Source organism: Streptomyces sp. NRRL F-5122 (genome assembly GCF_001507435.1).
GTDB lineage: Bacteria > Actinomycetota > Actinomycetes > Streptomycetales > Streptomycetaceae > Streptomyces > Streptomyces lannensis.
In genome coordinates this window covers 1-17,656 of record NZ_LMWH01000268.1, presented here as the reverse complement: position 1 = coordinate 17,656, position 17,656 = coordinate 1, and the positions used below count along the sequence as shown (strand labels likewise).

At 70.4% G+C, this 17,656-nt stretch carries 17 protein-coding genes; 10 read left to right on the top strand and 7 right to left on the bottom strand.

What is annotated here, in order from left to right; genetic code table 11:
- Nucleotides 1-64 precede the first annotated feature (64 nt).
- The 3 genes from radA to ADL25_RS37070 all read left to right on the top strand — a co-directional run bounded on the left by radA (nucleotide 65) and on the right by ADL25_RS37070 (nucleotide 3,173).
- Nucleotides 65-1,474, top strand: a complete 1,410-nt coding sequence (gene radA, locus ADL25_RS37080; protein WP_059132323.1) for a DNA repair protein RadA — start codon at nucleotides 65-67, stop codon at nucleotides 1,472-1,474.
- Nucleotides 1,475-1,556: 82 nt separating this feature from the next.
- Nucleotides 1,557-2,681 (top strand): DNA integrity scanning diadenylate cyclase DisA, encoded by a 1,125-nt coding sequence (gene disA, locus ADL25_RS37075; protein ID WP_059132322.1) that lies wholly within the window; start codon nucleotides 1,557-1,559, stop codon nucleotides 2,679-2,681.
- 132 nt (nucleotides 2,682-2,813) lie between these two features.
- Nucleotides 2,814-3,173, top strand: a complete 360-nt coding sequence (locus ADL25_RS37070) for a DUF6204 family protein (RefSeq protein WP_059132321.1) — start codon at nucleotides 2,814-2,816, stop codon at nucleotides 3,171-3,173.
- A gap of 7 nt (nucleotides 3,174-3,180) precedes the next feature.
- Here the strand turns inward: ADL25_RS37070 and ADL25_RS37065 are convergent, their stop codons facing one another.
- On the bottom strand, nucleotides 3,181-3,975 hold the full coding sequence (locus ADL25_RS37065; RefSeq protein ID WP_059132320.1) for a hypothetical protein: 795 nt from the start codon (nucleotides 3,973-3,975) through the stop codon (nucleotides 3,181-3,183).
- 556 nt (nucleotides 3,976-4,531) lie between these two features.
- Here ADL25_RS37065 and ADL25_RS37060 point away from each other — a divergent pair.
- The 5 genes from ADL25_RS37060 to cseC all read left to right on the top strand — a co-directional run bounded on the left by ADL25_RS37060 (nucleotide 4,532) and on the right by cseC (nucleotide 9,129).
- The gene (locus tag ADL25_RS37060) at nucleotides 4,532-5,482 is read left to right on the top strand and encodes an A/G-specific adenine glycosylase (RefSeq protein ID WP_059132319.1); all 951 of its coding nucleotides are present in this window, start codon (nucleotides 4,532-4,534) and stop codon (nucleotides 5,480-5,482) included.
- A gap of 392 nt (nucleotides 5,483-5,874) precedes the next feature.
- Nucleotides 5,875-6,414 carry a SigE family RNA polymerase sigma factor gene (locus tag ADL25_RS37055; protein WP_059132318.1) on the top strand — a complete coding sequence of 180 codons (540 nt, stop codon included), beginning with the start codon at nucleotides 5,875-5,877 and terminating at the stop codon, nucleotides 6,412-6,414.
- The gene (locus ADL25_RS37050; protein WP_234381188.1) at nucleotides 6,402-7,067 is read left to right on the top strand and encodes a hypothetical protein; all 666 of its coding nucleotides are present in this window, start codon (nucleotides 6,402-6,404) and stop codon (nucleotides 7,065-7,067) included. The genes ADL25_RS37055 and ADL25_RS37050 overlap by 13 nt, the downstream gene beginning before the upstream one ends.
- A gap of 9 nt (nucleotides 7,068-7,076) precedes the next feature.
- On the top strand, nucleotides 7,077-7,781 hold the full coding sequence (cseB, locus tag ADL25_RS37045; protein ID WP_059132316.1) for a two-component system response regulator CseB: 705 nt from the start codon (nucleotides 7,077-7,079) through the stop codon (nucleotides 7,779-7,781).
- Nucleotides 7,782-7,788: 7 nt separating this feature from the next.
- Nucleotides 7,789-9,129 (top strand): two-component system sensor histidine kinase CseC, encoded by a 1,341-nt coding sequence (gene cseC, locus ADL25_RS37040; protein WP_059132315.1) that lies wholly within the window; start codon nucleotides 7,789-7,791, stop codon nucleotides 9,127-9,129.
- 5 nt (nucleotides 9,130-9,134) lie between these two features.
- Here cseC and ADL25_RS37035 read toward each other — a convergent pair whose 3' ends face one another.
- The 3 genes from ADL25_RS37035 to ADL25_RS37025 form a co-directional block, all read right to left on the bottom strand.
- Nucleotides 9,135-9,587, bottom strand: a complete 453-nt coding sequence (locus tag ADL25_RS37035) for a VOC family protein (protein WP_059132314.1) — start codon at nucleotides 9,585-9,587, stop codon at nucleotides 9,135-9,137.
- Nucleotides 9,588-9,645: 58 nt separating this feature from the next.
- Entirely contained in the window at nucleotides 9,646-10,068 is a 423-nt protein-coding gene (locus ADL25_RS37030) for a helix-turn-helix transcriptional regulator (protein ID WP_059132342.1), read from the bottom strand.
- 115 nt (nucleotides 10,069-10,183) lie between these two features.
- Complete coding sequence (locus ADL25_RS37025; protein WP_059132313.1) at nucleotides 10,184-11,767, bottom strand: MDR family MFS transporter; 1,584 nt, start codon at nucleotides 11,765-11,767, stop codon at nucleotides 10,184-10,186.
- Nucleotides 11,768-11,939: 172 nt separating this feature from the next.
- On the opposite strand from ADL25_RS37025, the gene ADL25_RS37020 reads away from it, so the two are divergent.
- On the top strand, nucleotides 11,940-12,536 hold the full coding sequence (locus ADL25_RS37020; RefSeq protein WP_059132312.1) for a TetR/AcrR family transcriptional regulator: 597 nt from the start codon (nucleotides 11,940-11,942) through the stop codon (nucleotides 12,534-12,536).
- Between the two features lie 7 nt (nucleotides 12,537-12,543).
- On the opposite strand, the gene ADL25_RS37015 is transcribed toward ADL25_RS37020, so the two are convergent.
- The gene (locus ADL25_RS37015; RefSeq protein ID WP_059132341.1) at nucleotides 12,544-13,233 is read right to left on the bottom strand and encodes a M23 family metallopeptidase; all 690 of its coding nucleotides are present in this window, start codon (nucleotides 13,231-13,233) and stop codon (nucleotides 12,544-12,546) included.
- An 831-nt stretch (nucleotides 13,234-14,064) separates the two neighbouring features.
- Nucleotides 14,065-16,590: an ATP-dependent Clp protease ATP-binding subunit gene (locus ADL25_RS37010; RefSeq protein WP_059132311.1), complete on the bottom strand. Its 2,526-nt coding sequence runs from the start codon at nucleotides 16,588-16,590 to the stop codon at nucleotides 14,065-14,067.
- A 430-nt stretch (nucleotides 16,591-17,020) separates the two neighbouring features.
- On the opposite strand from ADL25_RS37010, the gene ADL25_RS37005 reads away from it, so the two are divergent.
- A complete protein-coding gene (locus tag ADL25_RS37005) occupies nucleotides 17,021-17,614 on the top strand; it encodes an SCO3374 family protein (protein ID WP_059132310.1) in 594 nt (197 codons plus the stop codon).
- Here the strand turns inward: ADL25_RS37005 and ADL25_RS49370 are convergent.
- Nucleotides 17,593-17,656, bottom strand: a 64-nt coding sequence (locus tag ADL25_RS49370; RefSeq protein ID WP_234381189.1) for an Lsr2 family protein, incomplete at its 5' end; no start/stop codon positions are given. The genes ADL25_RS37005 and ADL25_RS49370 overlap by 22 nt on opposite strands.

Genomic DNA, 17,656 nt, shown 5'->3' with positions numbered 1-17,656 from the left:
GGCCGCCGAGGGGGCCGACCCGGCGGTGCTCGCGGTGTCAGAGGGCCCCGCTACGGTTCCGTCCATGGCTGCCCGTACGAAGACCACCAAGGACCGGCCGTCCTACCGCTGCACCGAGTGCGGCTGGCAGACGGCCAAGTGGCTCGGCCGCTGCCCCGAGTGCCAGGCCTGGGGCACGATCGAGGAGTACGGCGCGCCCGCCGTGCGGACGACGGCACCGGGCCGGGTGACGAGTTCCGCACTGCCCATCGGCCAGGTCGACGGACGGCAGGCGACCGCCCGCACCACCGGCGTGCCCGAGCTGGACCGCGTCCTCGGCGGCGGACTCGTGCCCGGCGCGGTCGTACTGCTCGCCGGCGAGCCCGGAGTCGGCAAGTCCACGCTCCTGCTCGACGTCGCGGCCAAGGCGGCGAGCGACGAGCACCGCACGCTGTATGTGACCGGCGAGGAGTCGGCGAGCCAGGTGCGCCTGCGCGCCGACCGCATCGGGGCCATCGACGACCACCTCTACCTCGCCGCGGAGACCGATCTCGCCACGGTCCTCGGTCACTTGGACGCCGTCAAGCCCTCGCTGCTGATCCTCGACTCGGTACAGACCGTCGCCTCCCCCGAGATCGACGGTGCCCCCGGCGGCATGGCCCAGGTGCGCGAGGTCGCCGGAGCACTCATCCGCGCCTCCAAGGAACGCGGCATGTCCACCCTGCTCGTGGGCCACGTCACCAAGGACGGGGCGATCGCGGGCCCGCGCCTGCTCGAGCACCTGGTGGACGTCGTGCTGCACTTCGAGGGCGACCGGCACGCGCGCCTGCGCCTCGTACGCGGAGTCAAGAACCGCTACGGCGCGACGGACGAGGTCGGCTGCTTCGAGCTGCACGACGAGGGCATCACGGGCCTCGCCGATCCCAGCGGCCTGTTCCTGACCCGCCGGGACGAGCCGGTCCCCGGCACCTGCCTGACCGTGACGCTGGAGGGCCGCCGCCCGCTGGTGGCGGAGGTCCAGGCCCTGACCGTCGACTCGCAGATCCCCTCCCCGCGGCGCACGACGTCCGGCTTGGAGACCTCCCGCGTCTCGATGATGCTGGCCGTCCTGGAGCAGCGGGGCCGCATCAGCGCCCTGGGCAAGCGGGACATCTACTCCGCGACCGTCGGCGGGGTGAAACTCTCCGAGCCCGCCGCCGATCTGGCGGTGGCCCTGGCCCTGGCGAGCGCCGCGAGCGACACCCCCCTGCCGAAGAACCTGGTGGCGATCGGCGAAGTGGGACTCGCGGGCGAGGTCAGACGGGTCACCGGGGTCCAGCGGCGACTGGCCGAAGCACACCGTCTGGGGTTCACGCACGCACTCGTTCCGGGTGATCCGGGAAAGGTCCCGCCCGGCATGAAGGTGCTGGAAGTGGGGGACATAGGGGACGCCCTGCGGGTCCTTCCACGCTCCCGTCGACGAGAGGCCCCGCGGGAGGAGGAGGACCGCCGGTAGACTTTGCCCTGGTCTCGCCCGTCCGTACGAACCGAGTGTGCGACACGGGAGCGCCTGAAGAACCTGCGACCGGAGGAGTGCAGTGGCAGCCAACGACCGGGCGGCAGCTCCCGGAAAGTCCGGCGGGAGCTCCGGTACCGAGGGCCTGATGCGCGCCTCGCTGAGCGCCGTGGCGCCGGGCACGGGCCTGCGTGACGGCCTCGAGCGCGTACTCCGGGGCAACACCGGCGGCCTCATCGTGCTCGGCTCGGACAAGACCGTCGAAACGATGTGCACGGGCGGTTTCGTCCTCGATGTCGAGTTCACGGCGACGCGGCTGCGGGAGCTGTGCAAGCTGGACGGCGCCCTCGTCCTCTCCTCGGACCTGTCGAAGATCCTGCGGGCCGGTGTGCAGCTGGTGCCGGACCCGACGATCCCCACGGAGGAGACCGGCACCCGCCACCGCACCGCGGACCGGGTGAGCAAGCAGGTCGGCTTCCCCGTGGTCTCCGTGTCCCAGTCGATGCGCCTGATCGCGCTGTACGTCGACGGGCAGCGCCGGGTCCTGGAGGACTCGGCGGCGATCCTGTCCCGCGCGAACCAGGCCCTGGCCACCCTGGAGCGGTACAAGCTCCGCCTGGACGAGGTGGCGGGCACGCTGTCCGCGCTGGAGATCGAGGACCTGGTGACGGTCCGGGACGTCTCGGCGGTGTCCCAGCGGCTGGAGATGGTCCGCCGTATCGCCACCGAAATCGCCGAATACGTCGTCGAACTGGGCACGGACGGCCGTCTGCTCGCCCTGCAACTGGACGAGTTGATCGCGGGCGTGGAGCCCGAGCGGGAGCTGGTGGTGCGGGACTACGTCCCCGAGCCCACCGCGAAGCGCTCCCGCACGGTGGAGGAGGCACTCTCCGAGCTGGACGCGCTGACCCACGCCGAGCTTCTCGAACTGCCCACGGTGGCCCGCGCCTTGGGGTACACCGGCTCCCCCGAAACCCTGGACTCGGCGGTGTCGCCCCGTGGTTTCCGTCTGCTCGCGAAGGTTCCGCGGCTGCCCGGCGCCATCATCGAGCGCCTGGTGGAGCACTTCGGCGGCCTGCAGAAGCTGCTCGCGGCAAGTGTGGACGACCTGCAGACGGTGGACGGCGTCGGCGAGGCCCGGGCCCGCAGTGTGCGCGAGGGGCTGTCGCGCCTGGCGGAGTCGTCCATCCTCGAGCGTTACGTCTAGCCGGCGGCCGCACGGCGCCCAGCGGTCGCCCCGACGCCTCCGCGGTCACACTGCGGCCCCCGCCCCCGAGGTTCGGCGGCCGGCCGGAAAACCCGGTGGAGACGCACCACGCACCGCGTCTACGTTCGAGGGATGAGCACCCGCACCTTCCGTGTCACGGTCCGCGGCTTCTTCGACGGCCTCGCCGACGGACAACGAGCAGAACTCCTCGCACGGGCCGCGGAGCACGACGTGCTGCGCGCGGCCTTCACCCCGGAGGGCCACCTCAGCTACGACGTGGCCGCCCGCCCCGCCTTCACCTTCCGGTTCCTTGACTCGGGCGAGGCCGAGGAGGACATCCTGACCGCGACGGAACGCGCCGAGGAATCCGCCAGGGCCTGGCTCGACGAACACGGCTACGGCTACAAGAACCTCCGCTCCACGGCCGAGGACCTCTCCCAGGCACCGCTCGGCAAGCGCCGCCGCCGGGCGATGGGCCGGTCGTCGTCCTGACCGGCGCTCAGTCCTTCGAGAGCACGAACGAGGTCTGGGCCTTCGGGAACCCGGAGGCCTGAGCCTCCACGAGGTAGGTGCCCGCCGAAGCCGTACCGGCCGGTGGCGTCGCACAGTTCGGGGCGCTGGGCTTGCGGTCCCACTTCACCGTGTACGTCACCTCGTTGTTCGCGGGCACACGGAACAGCACGCTCCCGGATCCGCTCGGGCAGTCGGCCGAGGACCAGACGCCGTCGTCGCTGCCGGTCTGGGTGATGGTCAACACCGCGTTCTTGGGCCCGAGATCGACCTTGCAGTCGCTGCCGGAGGAGTTCTTGGCGATCAGCTCGAACGTGGGGGTCTCGCCGGGGGCGTAGGAGTTGTGGACGCTCTTCAGCGTCAACTGCACCGATCCCGAGGCACAGTTGGGCAGCGAGGAACCCGAACCGGCGGGCAGCTGACCGCCGGTGGAACCGCCGCCGCCCACGCCCTCGTCCGATCCGCCGGACCCGGCGCCCGCTCCACCGGAGTCCCCGGACCCCGAGCCGCCGGACGACTCGTCCGAACCCCCGCCGCCGGACGACTCGTCGCGCCCGCCCGGGTGTTGGCTTATCGCGGGCCCGCTGCCCGACGGTCCCGGCGTGATGGAGGACGTGGGGTGCTTGCCGTTGGACCCGTCCGCGCCGCTCTTGCCGCCGCCGGAGGTGGTGACCACCCACGCGACGAGCAGCGCCAACAGGGCCAGCACGGACAGCAGTACGGCCCTCCGTCGCCAGTAGATGGAGGAGGGAAGCGGCCCGACCGGATTGCGCAGAGATCCCACGGCCCAAACTGTACGAGAGATCCGCCGCGGGCCTTGCGCCACCCGCCCCATAAACCCAACTTTCCCATGATCATTACGTGTCGTGGGCCCGCGGACCGTACGTCCGCACCGGACCCGGGCACCCTCTGTGCGTCCAGAGCGGCGGCCGACGCACCCGAGTGCGGGCCGCCGGCTCGGAGCCCACACTCGACCGCGGGCAGCGGGCAGCGGGACGTCCCCCGTACGACGACCGCACACGAAGTCGGAGAAACCCGACTCGGGCACGCGGCACCCACACCTGCCGGCCGGTCCTCCCCCGCCCACCCCACCGAACCGCCTCGCGCCGCCCGGACGGCCCGACCCGTGAACAACCGGCCCTCACCCCTCGGACGCCGTCCCTTGAACCCGCCCCCGCCCCCGGACGGACCGCGGCACCGGGGTCACCTCCGAACACCCGTACCCAAGAGGCACAGGTGCGCTCCACCCCGCCATCACGGGGGCGCCCACCGACACAACCACTCCGACCCGGCCCGGTCGCCCGCCCTGCGGCCCCTCCCGTGGCAGGATCGACAGCGTCATGACTGCACCCACCACCCCCACTCCCGCCCCCGCCCAGACCGACGACACCTCCGACGCCCCCACCGGCCGAGCCCCCGGCGGGGCACTGCACGGCCCGGTCATCGCCTGGTTCGACGAGCACGCCCGCGATCTCCCCTGGCGGCGGCCCGAGGCCGGACCGTGGGGCGTGATGGTCAGTGAGTTCATGCTGCAGCAGACGCCGGTCAACCGCGTGCTGCCCGTCTACGAGCAGTGGCTCATCCGCTGGCCGCGCCCGGCCGACCTGGCCAAGGAACCACCCGGCGAGGCCGTCCGCGCCTGGGGCCGCCTGGGCTATCCGCGTCGCGCCCTGCGCCTGCACGGCGCGGCCGTGGCCATAACGGAACGGCACGGCGGCGACGTACCGACCGAACACGCCCAGTTGCTGGCCCTGCCCGGCATCGGTGAGTACACGGCCGCGGCCGTGGCCTCCTTCGCCTACGGCCAGCGCCATCCGGTCCTGGACACCAATGTGCGCCGCGTGCTCGCCCGCGCGGTCACCGGTACGCAGTACCCGCCCAACGCCACCACCGCCGCCGAGCGCAGGCTCGCCCGTGAGCTCCTGCCCGAGGACGAGCGCACGGCTTCCCGCTGGGCGGCCGCGTCCATGGAACTGGGCGCGCTGATCTGCACCGCGAAGAACGAGAGCTGTCATCGCTGCCCGATCTCCGCGCAGTGCGCCTGGCAGCTGGCCGGGAAGCCGGAGCACGACGGCCCCCCGCGCCGCGGCCAGACGTACGCGGGGACGGACCGTCAGGTGCGCGGACGGCTGCTGGCCGTGCTGCGCGAGGCCGTCACCCCGGTCCCCCAGTCGATCCTCGACCGGGTCTGGGACGAGCCGGTGCAGCGGGCCCGCGCCCTGGACGCCCTGGTCTCCGACGGACTCGTGGAGCCGCTGCCCGGCGGTCTCTACCGTCTTCCGCTCACCTGACCCCCTACCGTCCGGGCGCGCGCCCCACCCGCCGCGCCCGGACGGTCCATCCGCGTCCGGCACTCGACCGCTCCACCGCAGCCGGCGCGCCATGTCACGTCGCTCGGCTCGCCACATCACCGATGTCTCACACCCCCAGACGGACAAATCACCCCATAACCTCCCCAACTACCCCCCATCCCAACGCTGTTCCCTCGTCCGTTACACAACCGACGGACAGCCGAGGGCTCTCCGCAGGCTGCCTCGCACAACCCCGTGACAACTCCTCCGTAGCTTCATAGACGTGCCACCGAAAGGGCGGCACACGGATGACACGGGCTGAGCAGAACCGGCACCCGGCTGTGGGACGCAGCCGCGGGAGACGTCGGACACGGGGAACGGAGGCGGTCGGAATGGCGCAGGGAGAGGTGCTCGAGTTCGAGGAGTACGTCCGTACCCGGCAGGACGCGCTGTTGCGCAGCGCCCGCCGGCTGGTTCCCGACCCGACCGACGCGCAGGACCTGCTGCAGACGGCGCTTGTGCGCACCTACGGCCGCTGGGACGGCATCGCCGACAAGCGCCTGGCGGACGCCTATCTGCGGCGCGTCATGATCAACACGCGTACCGAGTGGTGGCGCGCCCGCCGGCTCGAGGAGGTCCCCACCGAGCAGCTCCCGGACGCGTCCGTGGACGACTCCACCGAGCAGCACGCCGACCGGGCCCTGCTGATGGACGTCCTGAAGGTCCTCGCGCCGAAGCAGCGCAGTGTCGTCGTGCTGCGACACTGGGAGCAGATGTCCACGGAGGAGACGGCCGCCGCTCTCGGCATGTCGGCCGGTACCGTCAAGAGCACGCTGCACCGGGCGCTCGCCCGGCTCCGGGAGGAGCTGGAGGCGCGCGACCTGGACGCACGCGCGCTGGAGCGTGAGGAGCGGGAGCGTTGCGCGGCCTAGGCACGGGGGCCAGGGAGCCCCGAGGAGCCCTGAGAGCGGTGATCGTGGCGACGGCCGCGATCGCCGCCGTCGGGCTTTTCGTCTCCGGCTGCGCCACCGGCGGCACCGGAGCCCGGGACGAGGGTCCGGCGGCCAGTGACGCGGTGGTCCCGAGCGCCGCCCCCTCCCCCTCCGTCTCGCGCTCGCCGGCCGCCAAGGAGCCGACACGGCTGGACGTCGTGCGGATGGTCAAGGCCGACCCCAGGGTCGCGAAGGCGGTCAAGGACGATCTGAAGCCGTGTGTGGCCGACGAGTACCCGATCGACGTGTCCTACGGCGACGTGACCCGCGGTACCGCCAGCGACATCGTGGTCAACGTGATGACCTGCGGCGACGCCGTCGGCGTCGGCTCGTACGTGTACCGCATGGAGAACCGCAGGTACCAGAATGTGTTCAAGGCCGAGGAGCCGCCGGTCTACGCCGAGATAGACCGTGGTGACCTGGTGGTGACCCAGCAGATCTACGAGAAGGGCGACCCGGTGTCGTATCCCTCCAGCGAGGATGTGATCACGTACAGCTGGAGGGGCAACCACTTCGCCTTCGTGACCAGCACACGCAACGAGTACAGCAATGCGGTGGGCGACGGCGGCACGCCGGCCCCCGCCGGGAACTGAGAGCGGCGGATGGCAGAGCAGACCCACGTCCTGTTCGTCGAGGACGACGACGTCATCCGCGAGGCCACCCAACTCGCCCTGGAACGGGACGGCTTCGCGGTCACCGCCATGCCCGACGGACTGTCCGGCCTGAAGGCCTTCCGCACTCGCCGCCCGGACATCGCCCTGCTGGACGTGATGGTCCCCGGCCTGGACGGCGTCAGCCTGTGCCGCCGTATCCGCGACGAGTCGACCGTGCCGGTGATCATGGTGTCCGCCCGCGCCGACTCGATCGACGTCGTGCTCGGGCTGGAGGCCGGAGCCGACGACTATGTGACCAAGCCGTTCGACGGCGCCGTGCTGGTCGCGCGCATCCGCGCCGTGCTGCGCCGGTTCGGGCACGCGGGCGGCGCCGACCGCGGGTCCGAGGACACCTCGGCACAGGACGGCGGGGTGCTCAGCTTCGGCGAGCTGGAGATCGACACCGAGGGCATGGAGGTACGGCGCTCGGGGCAGCCGGTGGCGCTCACGCCGACCGAGATGCGGTTGCTGCTGGAGTTCTCGTCGGCGCCCGGCACGGTGCTGTCGCGCGACAAACTGCTGGAACGCGTCTGGGACTACGGCTGGGGCGGTGACACCCGGGTCGTCGACGTCCATGTGCAGCGGCTGCGCACGAAGATCGGCCAGGACCGGATCGAGACGGTCCGGGGCTTCGGCTACAAGCTGAAGGCCTGAGCCGGGGATGCGCGGTTCTCTTCGACGCCTGATCCCGGACGACGCCATACGGACGGGTCTCAGATGGAAGCTCAGTGCGGCGATCGCGCTGGTCGGCGCGCTGGTGGCGATAGCGCTGAGCCTGGTCGTGCACAATGCGGCGCGCGTCTCGATGCTCGACAACTCGCGCGATCTCGCCGACGAACGTATCCAGGTGGCCCAGCGGATGTACGAATCCGGGCGCACCCAGTCCTTCGGGGTCAAGGTCGACGACCCGGCCATCCCGCGGGACCTGCTGGAGAAGGTGGCCGAGGGCCGGCGTGCCACCTATGTGTCCGAGGGCCCACACGGTGTGCCGGACATCTGGGCCGCGGTACCGCTCAAGGACGGGCGGGTGCTGTCCCTGCACACCCGTTTCACCGACCGCGGTGCCGATGTGATGAAGGACCTCGACCAGGCGCTGTTCATCGGATCCATCGCGGTCGTCCTCGGCGGCTCGGCGCTCGGTGTACTCATCGGCGGGCAGCTGTCCGGGCGGCTGCGCAAGGCGGCGGCCGCGGCGAACCGGGTGGCCGCGGGGGAGACCGACGTCCGTGTCCGGGAGGCCATCGGTGGAGTCGTGCGCGACGAGACCGACGATCTGGCGCGCGCGGTGGACGCGATGGCGGACGCGCTCCAGCAGCGTCTGGAGGCGGAGCGCCGGGTCACGGCGGACATCGCCCACGAGCTGCGTACGCCCGTCACGGGCCTGCTCACCGCGGCGGAGCTCCTCCCGCCGGGCCGCCCGACCGAGCTGGTGCTGGACCGTGCACAGGCGATGCGCACGCTGGTGGAGGACGTCCTGGAGGTGGCCCGGCTGGACGGGGCCTCCGAGCGTGCCGAACTGCACGACATCATGCTCGGCGAGTTCGTGGCCCGGCGGGTGGCGGCGAAGGACCCGGACACCGAGGTCCGGGTGATCCACGAGTCGGAGGTCACCACGGACCCGCGCCGTCTGGAGCGTGTGCTGTTCAACCTGCTGGCGAACGCGGCCCGGCACGGCAAGCCGCCGATCGAGGTGTCGGTCGAGGGCCGGGTGATCCGGGTCCGGGACCACGGCACGGGCTTCCCGGAGGAACTGCTCTCGGACGGTCCGCAGCGCTTCCGCACAGGCCGCACGGACCGCTCGGGCACCGGCTACGGCCTGGGTCTGACGATCGCGGCGGGCCAGGCGCGGGTACTGGGCGCACGACTGACCTTCCGCAACATCCGGCCCACCGGGGCCCCGGAGCACATGGCGGCCGAGGGGGCGGTCGCCGTGCTCTGGCTGCCGGAGCACGCGCCGACGAACACCGGCAGCTTCCCGATGCTGCCGCTGTCCGGGGGCTGACACACCTACGCCTGGCTGGACCAGTCCTTGTCCAGATCCAGGCCGCCCTCCCGGCGCTGGGTGAAGGAGAACCAGTTGCCGGAGTCGTCGCGGAAGAGCGCCTCGGTGCCGTACGGCCGCTCCTGCGGCTCCTGGAGGAACTCCACGCCGCGGTCCTTCAGCCTCTTGTAGTCACCGTGGATGTCGTCGGTGGCCAGCACCCCGGCGCCGAGCGCGCCCTTGGCCACGAGCTTCTTCATCATCTCGGCGGACTCGGGGTCCATCGCGGGCGGACCGGGCACCATGAGCGTCAACTCGACGTCGGGCTGGTCGGGGGCGCCGACCGTGATCCAGCGCATGCCGCCCTCCCCCATGGTCATGTCCGTACGGACCTCGAGGCCGAGCTTCTGCGTGTAGAACTCCTTGGCCCGGTCCTGGTCGAGGACCCAGACGGTCGTGATGGCGAGGCCTTTGATCATGGCGTGCTCCCGGAGGCGGGTGGTTTCTTCTGCGCCCCCACGGTAGGCACCTGGGGCATCAGGGCGCTTCTCCGGAATTGCGGTCCGGCGCCCCGGGCCCGGAACGGAACCCGCCGGCCCAGAGCATCGCGTAGCAGCCCGGAATGAGCGCGGCCCCGCGGGCCACGTGCTTGGTCCGGTACTCGCTGGGGGTGAGGCCCGTCCAGGCCTTGAACCGGGCGGAGAACGTGCCGACGCTGCTGAATCCCACGAGATGGCAGATCTCGGTCACGGTCAGGTTCGCGGTACGCAGCAGGTCCTCGGCCCGCTCGATCCGCCGGTGCGTCAGATACTGGCCGGGGGTCTCGCCGTAGGCCGCCTTGAACGCCCTGATGAAGTGATACCTCGAGTACCCGGCGTGCGCGGCGACGGCGTCGAGATCCAGATCCGGGTCGGCCCAGTCCCGGTCCATCGCGTCCTTGGCGAGCCGCAGCTGCCGCATCCTGTCCACGGCTTCGATGCTGCCACGGAGCACCGACATCGCCCTGAGCCGTGGACGGACGAAGACCCCCGGGGCGGACAGCGCCGGGGGTCTTCGGGACCGGAGTCCGCGCGTGTCAGACGGCCTCTGCCACCGCCGGCTGCGCATCCGCGGCGTCCCCAGCCGCGGCCCCGGCCTGCTTGTCGTGCCCCGCGCCGCGCAGCGGGACCTCCTTCACGAACACCGCGGCCAGCAGCGCCGCCACCGCCACCACCGAGCCCAGCAGGAACGCGGAGTGCGTACCCGCCGAGACGGCGTGCTGGTAGGCCTCGCGGGCGGCCTCGGGCAGCTTCTGCAGGCTCTTCGCGTCCAGCTGCGCGGACTGTTCGGTGACCTTCGACCCGAGGGCGCCCGCCCGCTCGGACATCACGTGCTGCACCCGGTTGTTGAACAGCGCGCCCATGATCGCGACGCCGAACGAGGAGCCGAGGGTCCGGGCGAGGGTCGTGGTCGACGAGGCCACACCCATGTCCCGCATCTCGACGCTGTTCTGCGCCACCAGCATGGTGATCTGCATCAGGCAGCCCATGCCGGCGCCCAGGACGGCCATGTACACACCCGAGGTGAGGCGGCTCGTCTCCGTGTCCATCTGCGAGAGCAGGAACAGACCCGCGATCATCAGCACACTGCCGGCCACGGGGAAGATCTTGTACCGGCCGCTGTTGGTGGTGACCCGCCCCGCGACCATCGACACGACGAGCATCGCGCCCAGCATGGGCAGGAGCAGCAGCCCGGAGTTGGTGGCGGACGCCCCCTGGACGGCCTGCTGATACAGCGGGAGGAAGAGCACCGCGCCGAACATCACGAATCCGGTGATGAAACCGATCACGGACATCAGCGAGAAGTTCCGGCCGCGGAAGATGTGCAGCGGGACGACCGGCTCGGCGGCCTTCGTCTGCCAGAACACGAACCCGATCAGGGAGGCGACGCCGATCCCGGTCAGCTCCATGATCCGCGCCGAGGTCCAGGCGTACTCACTGCCGCCCCAGGTGGTCACCAGCACGATCGAGGTGATGCCGACGGTCAGCAGCCCGGCGCCGAGGTAGTCGATGCGGGCCTTGGTGCGCTTCTTGGGCAGGTGCAGTACGGCGCTGACGGCGAGCAGGGCCACCACGCCCAGCGGCAGGTTGATGTAGAAGGCCCAGCGCCAGCCCCAGTGGTCGGTGATGGTGCCGCCGACCAGGGGTCCGCCGATCATGGCGAGCGCCATGATCCCGGCCATCATGCCCTGGTACTTGCCGCGCTCCCGCGGCGGGATCATGTCGCCGATGATCGCCATGACGCCGACCATGAGGCCACCCGCGCCGAGACCCTGCACGGCTCGGAAGCCGATGAGCTCGCCCATGTTCTGGGCCATGCCGCTGAGCGCCGATCCGATCAGGAAGATCACGATCGACGTCATGAAGGAGCCCTTGCGCCCGTACATGTCGCCGAGCTTGCCCCACAGCGGTGTGGAGGCGGCGGTCGCGAGCGTGTACGCGGTCACCACCCATGCCAGGTGCTGCAGACCGCCGAGCTCGCCCACGATGGTCGGCATCGCGGTGCCCACGATCATGTTGTCGAGCATCGCGAGCAGCATCGCGATCATGAGCGCAAGCAGGACGACCCGCACGCTCCGTGGCTGTTTGTCGGCTCCCGCCGATACCGCGCTGTCCGCCATCTTTCCCACTCCCCTGAGCACTGCGTGCCGTCGACCACTTACTTGCCGCCCGGCTAGTTCACTACACTGAGGGAAGGTAGTCCCGTAACTAGCCGGGCGTCAAGTAAGTTTCGGTGGCCTGCCTGCCGACGGCGCATTAGGGTTTTTCCGGGAGCGCGAGGAGTTACGAGGGATGGGCGGCACCACCATGGACGGCACGAAGCGGCAGGGGCGGGGAGACACCCGCCAGCGCATCCAGGACGTGGCGCTCGAACTCTTCGCCGAGCAGGGCTACGAGAAGACCTCGCTGCGCGAGATCGCCGAGCGGCTGGACGTCACCAAGGCCGCGCTCTACTACCACTTCAGGACCAAGGAAGAGATCCTCGTCAGCATCTTCGAGGACCTGTCCCGGCCCATCGACGAGCTGATCGAGTGGGGCAAGGCGCAGCCGCACAGCCTGGAGACCAAGCAGGAGGTCCTGCGCCGCTACAGCGAGGCCCTCGCCGGGGCGACCCCCCTCTTCCGCTTCATGCAGGAGAACCAGGCCACCGTTCGCGAACTGAGCATCGGCAGTCAGTTCAAGGACCGCATGCTGGAGATGCGCGACATCATCAGGGACCCCGACGCGTCGCTGACCGACCAGGTCCGCTGCATCAGCGCGCTGTTCACGATGCACGCGGGGATGTTCGTCCTGCAGGAGATGGAGGGCGACCCCGCGGACAAGCGCAAGGCTGTCCTCGAGGTCGCCATCGATCTGGTGACTCAGGCGCACTCGGGCACGCCCTCGTAGGGACGGGTCAGAGACCGACGCCCTTGGACCGCAGGTAGGCGACCGGGTCGACGGCGGAGCCGTAGTTCGGGGTCGTGCGGATCTCGAAGTGCAGGTGGGGCCCGCTGGAGTTGCCGGTGTTACCGGAGAGCGCGATGTGCTCACCGCGGGTGACCGACTCACCCACGCGGACGTCGATCCGCGAGAGGTGGGCGTACTGGCTGTACATGCCGTTCGGATGCCGGATGACGATGGCATTGCCGTACGCCGGCCCGTCACCCGCGCCGTTCGGGCCGGCCTTGACGACCGTACCGCTGAACGCCGAGGCGACACCCGTCCCGCTCGGGACGGCGAAGTCCTGGCCGCTGTGGGTGGACTGCCACATCCCGCCGGCCTGGTTGAAGCTCGCGGAGAGCGTGTAGTGCTTGACCGGGCCCATCCAGGCACCCGGCCGCATCGGAGCGGTACGTGCGGGCTTCTTGGCCTCGGCGGGGCGGGCGGGAGCCTTGGCCTCGGCAGGACGGACAGGGGCCTTCTTCGCGTCGGCGGGGACCTTGGCCGCCACGGCTTCGGTGGCGGCCTTGCCCTCGGTGGCGCCGGCCGCGACCGCGACCCCGACTCCCAGCACGGCCGAGGCCCCCACTCCGGCAGCCATTGCGGCGACTCGGGTGCGGAATCGGAACGTACGGGACGGCAGGGTCAGGGTGCGCTTCACCATCGGAACCTCGGAGGTCGGGGACTTGACCATCTCTTGGTAACCGCAGCACCGACCGAGCCCAAAATGGGTGATCTACGACGATAGCTCGTACTCGGCAGCAAAAAATCAGGAAGCTTGACAGATGGTTCCGATATCGGGCAATCGCCTGACTGGGGAGATTTCCGTATTCCAACTTCGAAAGAGAGTGAGTTAAGTCCCTTTTGCCCGGAAACATGCCCGACTATGGTGCCTAGTATCAGTCGAACCCCTTGTGCGGCATGTCACCGGAGCCGCCCGCCGAGCCGACCATCCGTCACAGATCGACTACGGCTGACGGGACGTATTTCGAGGGCCGTGAAAACCCCGGCCGGAACTCGATTCCCCCCGTCCGCCCGGCCGGGTGAAGTCGTCCCACCGCCTGTGCCCGTTGCGCCCCGGCGGCAGCGGGGCCTTCGGGCGCCCGGCGTACGCGCGGGCGCGTACGCCCGTGTCACGGTCCACCACCGTTCGCCCGTGTCACGGTCCACCACCGCACCGGGGCGGGCAGCGTCCGGCCTCCCGTCGGACCGTCCGCGCGGAGAAGGGCACCGTGCCCCGGACACCGCGCTCGGCGGCCGGGCCATGCGCCCTCGCGGCGCCTGGGACAGCGCATCCCGACTCCGCGCACCGGCCGGCAGGGCCCCCGCGCGGCCGGACGGCAGCGGCCCACCGGACCGCCCATGACCCGGCCGCGCCCTGATCCAGGCCCTCTCCGTGGTCGTGCCGCCGTCGAAAGGCCGTCGGAAGCACAAAAAGGGGCTGCCTCGGGACCGAAGTCCCGGGGCAGCCCCGGCGGCGAAACCCTCCGAGGGGTTACGCCTCCTTGCTCAGGTTCGGGCCCGCGCCACCGGCCGCCTGCTCGATCGGCGGAACGTCCGGCAGTGCCGACTTCTCCTCACCGCGGAAGGTGAAGGTCTGGGTGTCGCCCTCGCCCTCCGTGTCCACGACCACGATGTGGCCCGGACGCAGCTCCCCGAAGAGGATCTTCTCGGACAGCGTGTCCTCGATCTCGCGCTGGATCGTGCGGCGCAGCGGCCGGGCGCCCAGCACGGGGTCGTAGCCCTTCTTCGCCAGCAGCTCCTTGGCGGACTGGGCGAGCTCGAGGCCCATGTCCCGGTCCTTGAGCCGCTCGTCGACCTTGCCGATCATCAGGTCGACGATCGCCAGGATGTCGGCCTGGGTCAGCTGCGGGAAGACGACCACGTCGTCCACACGGTTGAGGAACTCGGGCCGGAAGTGCTGCTTCAGCTCGTCCGACACCTTGTTCTTCATGCGCTCGTAATTGGTCTTCGTGTCGCCGGCGGCGGCGAAGCCCAGGTTGAAGCCCTTGGAGATGTCCCGGGTGCCGAGGTTGGTCGTCATGATGATGACCGTGTTCTTGAAGTCCACGACCCGGCCCTGGGAGTCGGTCAGACGACCGTCCTCCAGGATCTGCAGCAGCGAGTTGAAGATGTCCGGGTGGGCCTTCTCGACCTCGTCGAAGAGGACCACCGAGAACGGCTTGCGCCGCACCTTCTCCGTCAGCTGACCGCCCTCCTCGTAGCCCACGTAGCCGGGGGGCGAACCGAAGAGGCGGGAGACCGTGTGCTTCTCGCTGAACTCCGACATGTCGAGGGAGATCAGCGCGTCCTCGTCACCGAACAGGAACTCCGCCAGCGCCTTGGACAGCTCGGTCTTACCGACACCGGACGGGCCCGCGAAGATGAACGAACCACCCGGACGCTTCGGGTCCTTCAGGCCCGCACGCGTACGGCGGATCGCCTTCGAGAGCGCCTTGACGGCGTCCACCTGGCCGATGACCCGCTTGTGGAGCTCGTCCTCCATGCGGAGCAGGCGGCTGGACTCCTCCTCGGTGAGCTTGAAGACCGGGATGCCCGTGGCCGTGGCCAGGACCTCGGCGATCAGCTCGCCGTCGACCTCGGCGACGACGTCCATGTCGCCGGCCTTCCACTCCTTCTCCCGCTTGGCCTTCGCCGCCAGCAGCTGCTTCTCCTTGTCGCGGAGAGACGCCGCCTTCTCGAAGTCCTGGGAGTCGATGGCCGACTCCTTGTCCCGGCGGACGCCCGCGATCTTCTCGTCGAACTCGCGGAGGTCCGGCGGCGCGGTCATCCGGCGGATACGCATCCGGGAACCGGCCTCGTCGATCAGGTCGATCGCCTTGTCCGGCAGGAAGCGGTCCGAGATGTACCGGTCGGCCAGGGTGGCGGCCTGGACCAGCGCCTCGTCCGTGATGGACACGCGGTGGTGGGCCTCGTAGCGGTCCCGAAGGCCCTTGAGGATCTCGATCGTGTGCGGCAGGGACGGCTCCGCGACCTGGATGGGCTGGAAGCGGCGCTCCAGGGCCGCGTCCTTCTCCAGGTGCTTGCGGTACTCGTCGAGCGTGGTCGCACCGATGGTCTGCAGCTCACCGCGGGCCAGCATCGGCTTCAGGATGGAGGCCGCGTCGATGGCGCCCTCGGCGGCACCCGCACCGACCAGCGTGTGCAGCTCGTCGATGAACAGGATGATGTCGCCGCGGGTGCGGATCTCCTTGAGCACCTTCTTCAGGCGCTCCTCGAAGTCACCGCGGTAGCGGGAGCCCGCGACCAGCGCGCCCAGGTCGAGGGTGTAGAGATGCTTGTCCTTGAGGGTCTCGGGCACCTCGCCCTTGACGATGGCCTGCGCCAGGCCCTCGACGACCGCCGTCTTGCCGACGCCGGGCTCGCCGATGAGCACCGGGTTGTTCTTGGTCCGGCGGGACAGCACCTGCATGACCCGCTCGATCTCCTTCTCGCGCCCGATGACCGGGTCGAGCTTGGACTCGCGGGCGGCCTGGGTGAGATTCCGGCCGAACTGGTCCAGGACGAGGGAGGTCGAGGGGGTGCCCTCGGCCGGGCCGCCTGCGGTGGCGGTCTCCTTGCCCTGGTAGCCCGACAGCAGCTGGATGACCTGCTGGCGGACACGGTTGAGGTCTGCGCCCAGCTTGACCAGGACCTGGGCGGCGACGCCCTCGCCCTCACGGATCAGGCCGAGCAGGATGTGCTCCGTGCCGATGTAGTTGTGGCCCAGCTGAAGAGCCTCGCGGAGCGACAGCTCCAGGACCTTCTTGGCACGGGGGGTGAAGGGAATGTGACCGGAGGGCGCCTGCTGGCCCTGACCGATGATCTCCTCCACCTGCTGGCGGACCGCCTCGAGCGAAATCCCGAGGCTCTCCAGGGCCTTAGCGGCGACACCCTCACCCTCGTGGATCAGGCCCAGGAGGATGTGCTCGGTGCCGATGTAGTTGTGGTTGAGCATCCGGGCTTCTTCCTGAGCCAGGACGACAACCCGCCGCGCGCGGTCGGTGAACCTCTCGAACATCGTTAATCGCTCCTCAGAGCGGTCAGGCAGTGAGGGGACGCTCCCCTCGCTGTCCTTCCGCAGCTTAGTCCCGCAAGCGGGGACCGCTCATTCCAACTGCCGACACCGTCCTTGGCCTCCTGACCCCGAACGCCGACATCTGCTCCAACCCGATGGTGCGAGACGATGTTCCCGCAGGCCAGGCAGTCACTCCACTCACCAGTACGCCTTTGGCGAACGCGAGACGGCCTTTTCCGCGGGTCGCCCCCTCCCACTAGGGATGTCTTACCCGTACGCACTGACACTCCATGCCGCGCGCACCGGTTCCCTCCGCTACGGGCGAACATCCTTGCGCCGCCGAACACCCCCACATGCCCCCTTTTTCGGCACTGTGCGCACTGAATTCGACACACAGCGTAACCCCGAACGGACTTCCGCTGTTGCTCCTGGCATGGTCCACACGGTGCCTCTCCCCCGAAGACCGCCCGCCCCGAGCAGTTCGGTGCGTCACTGGTACGAGGAAGGGCTGGGCTGGGCGACACTGCCCGGGGAGCCGGTGCGGCTGGCGACCGGGGTGCGCTTCGACGTCCTGGAAATGCCCGTCGAGGCCGGGCCGGCCGCGCTGCGGCATCTGGGGACCGCCTCACCGGTGGCACGGTACCGAGGCAGGCTGCGGCTGCTGGTGGCCGCGGGAAGCGCGGAGGAATTACCCGGACTGCTCGAATGGCTGGAATGGGGCACGCTGGCCCTGGATCTCACGGCGATCGGGGCGGGCGGGCACATGGAGGCTCCGCTCCCGCCGGGTCCGGCCGGCACCCCGGAAGCCCGGCCGCTCCCCCCGGACCGGAACGAGTCACAGGGGGCCGCCGTGTGGCTGCGGCCCCCCGAGCCGGGACGCGAGGTGGAACCTCTGCTGCCGACGCTGTCGGCCGTGCGGGGCGGTGAGGGCGCCCCCGATCTGGTGCGTCTGGTCGACACGATGGCGACACAGTGCCACCGGGTCCGGCTGCTGCGCTCGTGCGCTCAGCCGTTCGCCTTCTCGTAGGCCTCGCGGATGCTCGCGGGGACGCGGCCGCGGTCGTTGACC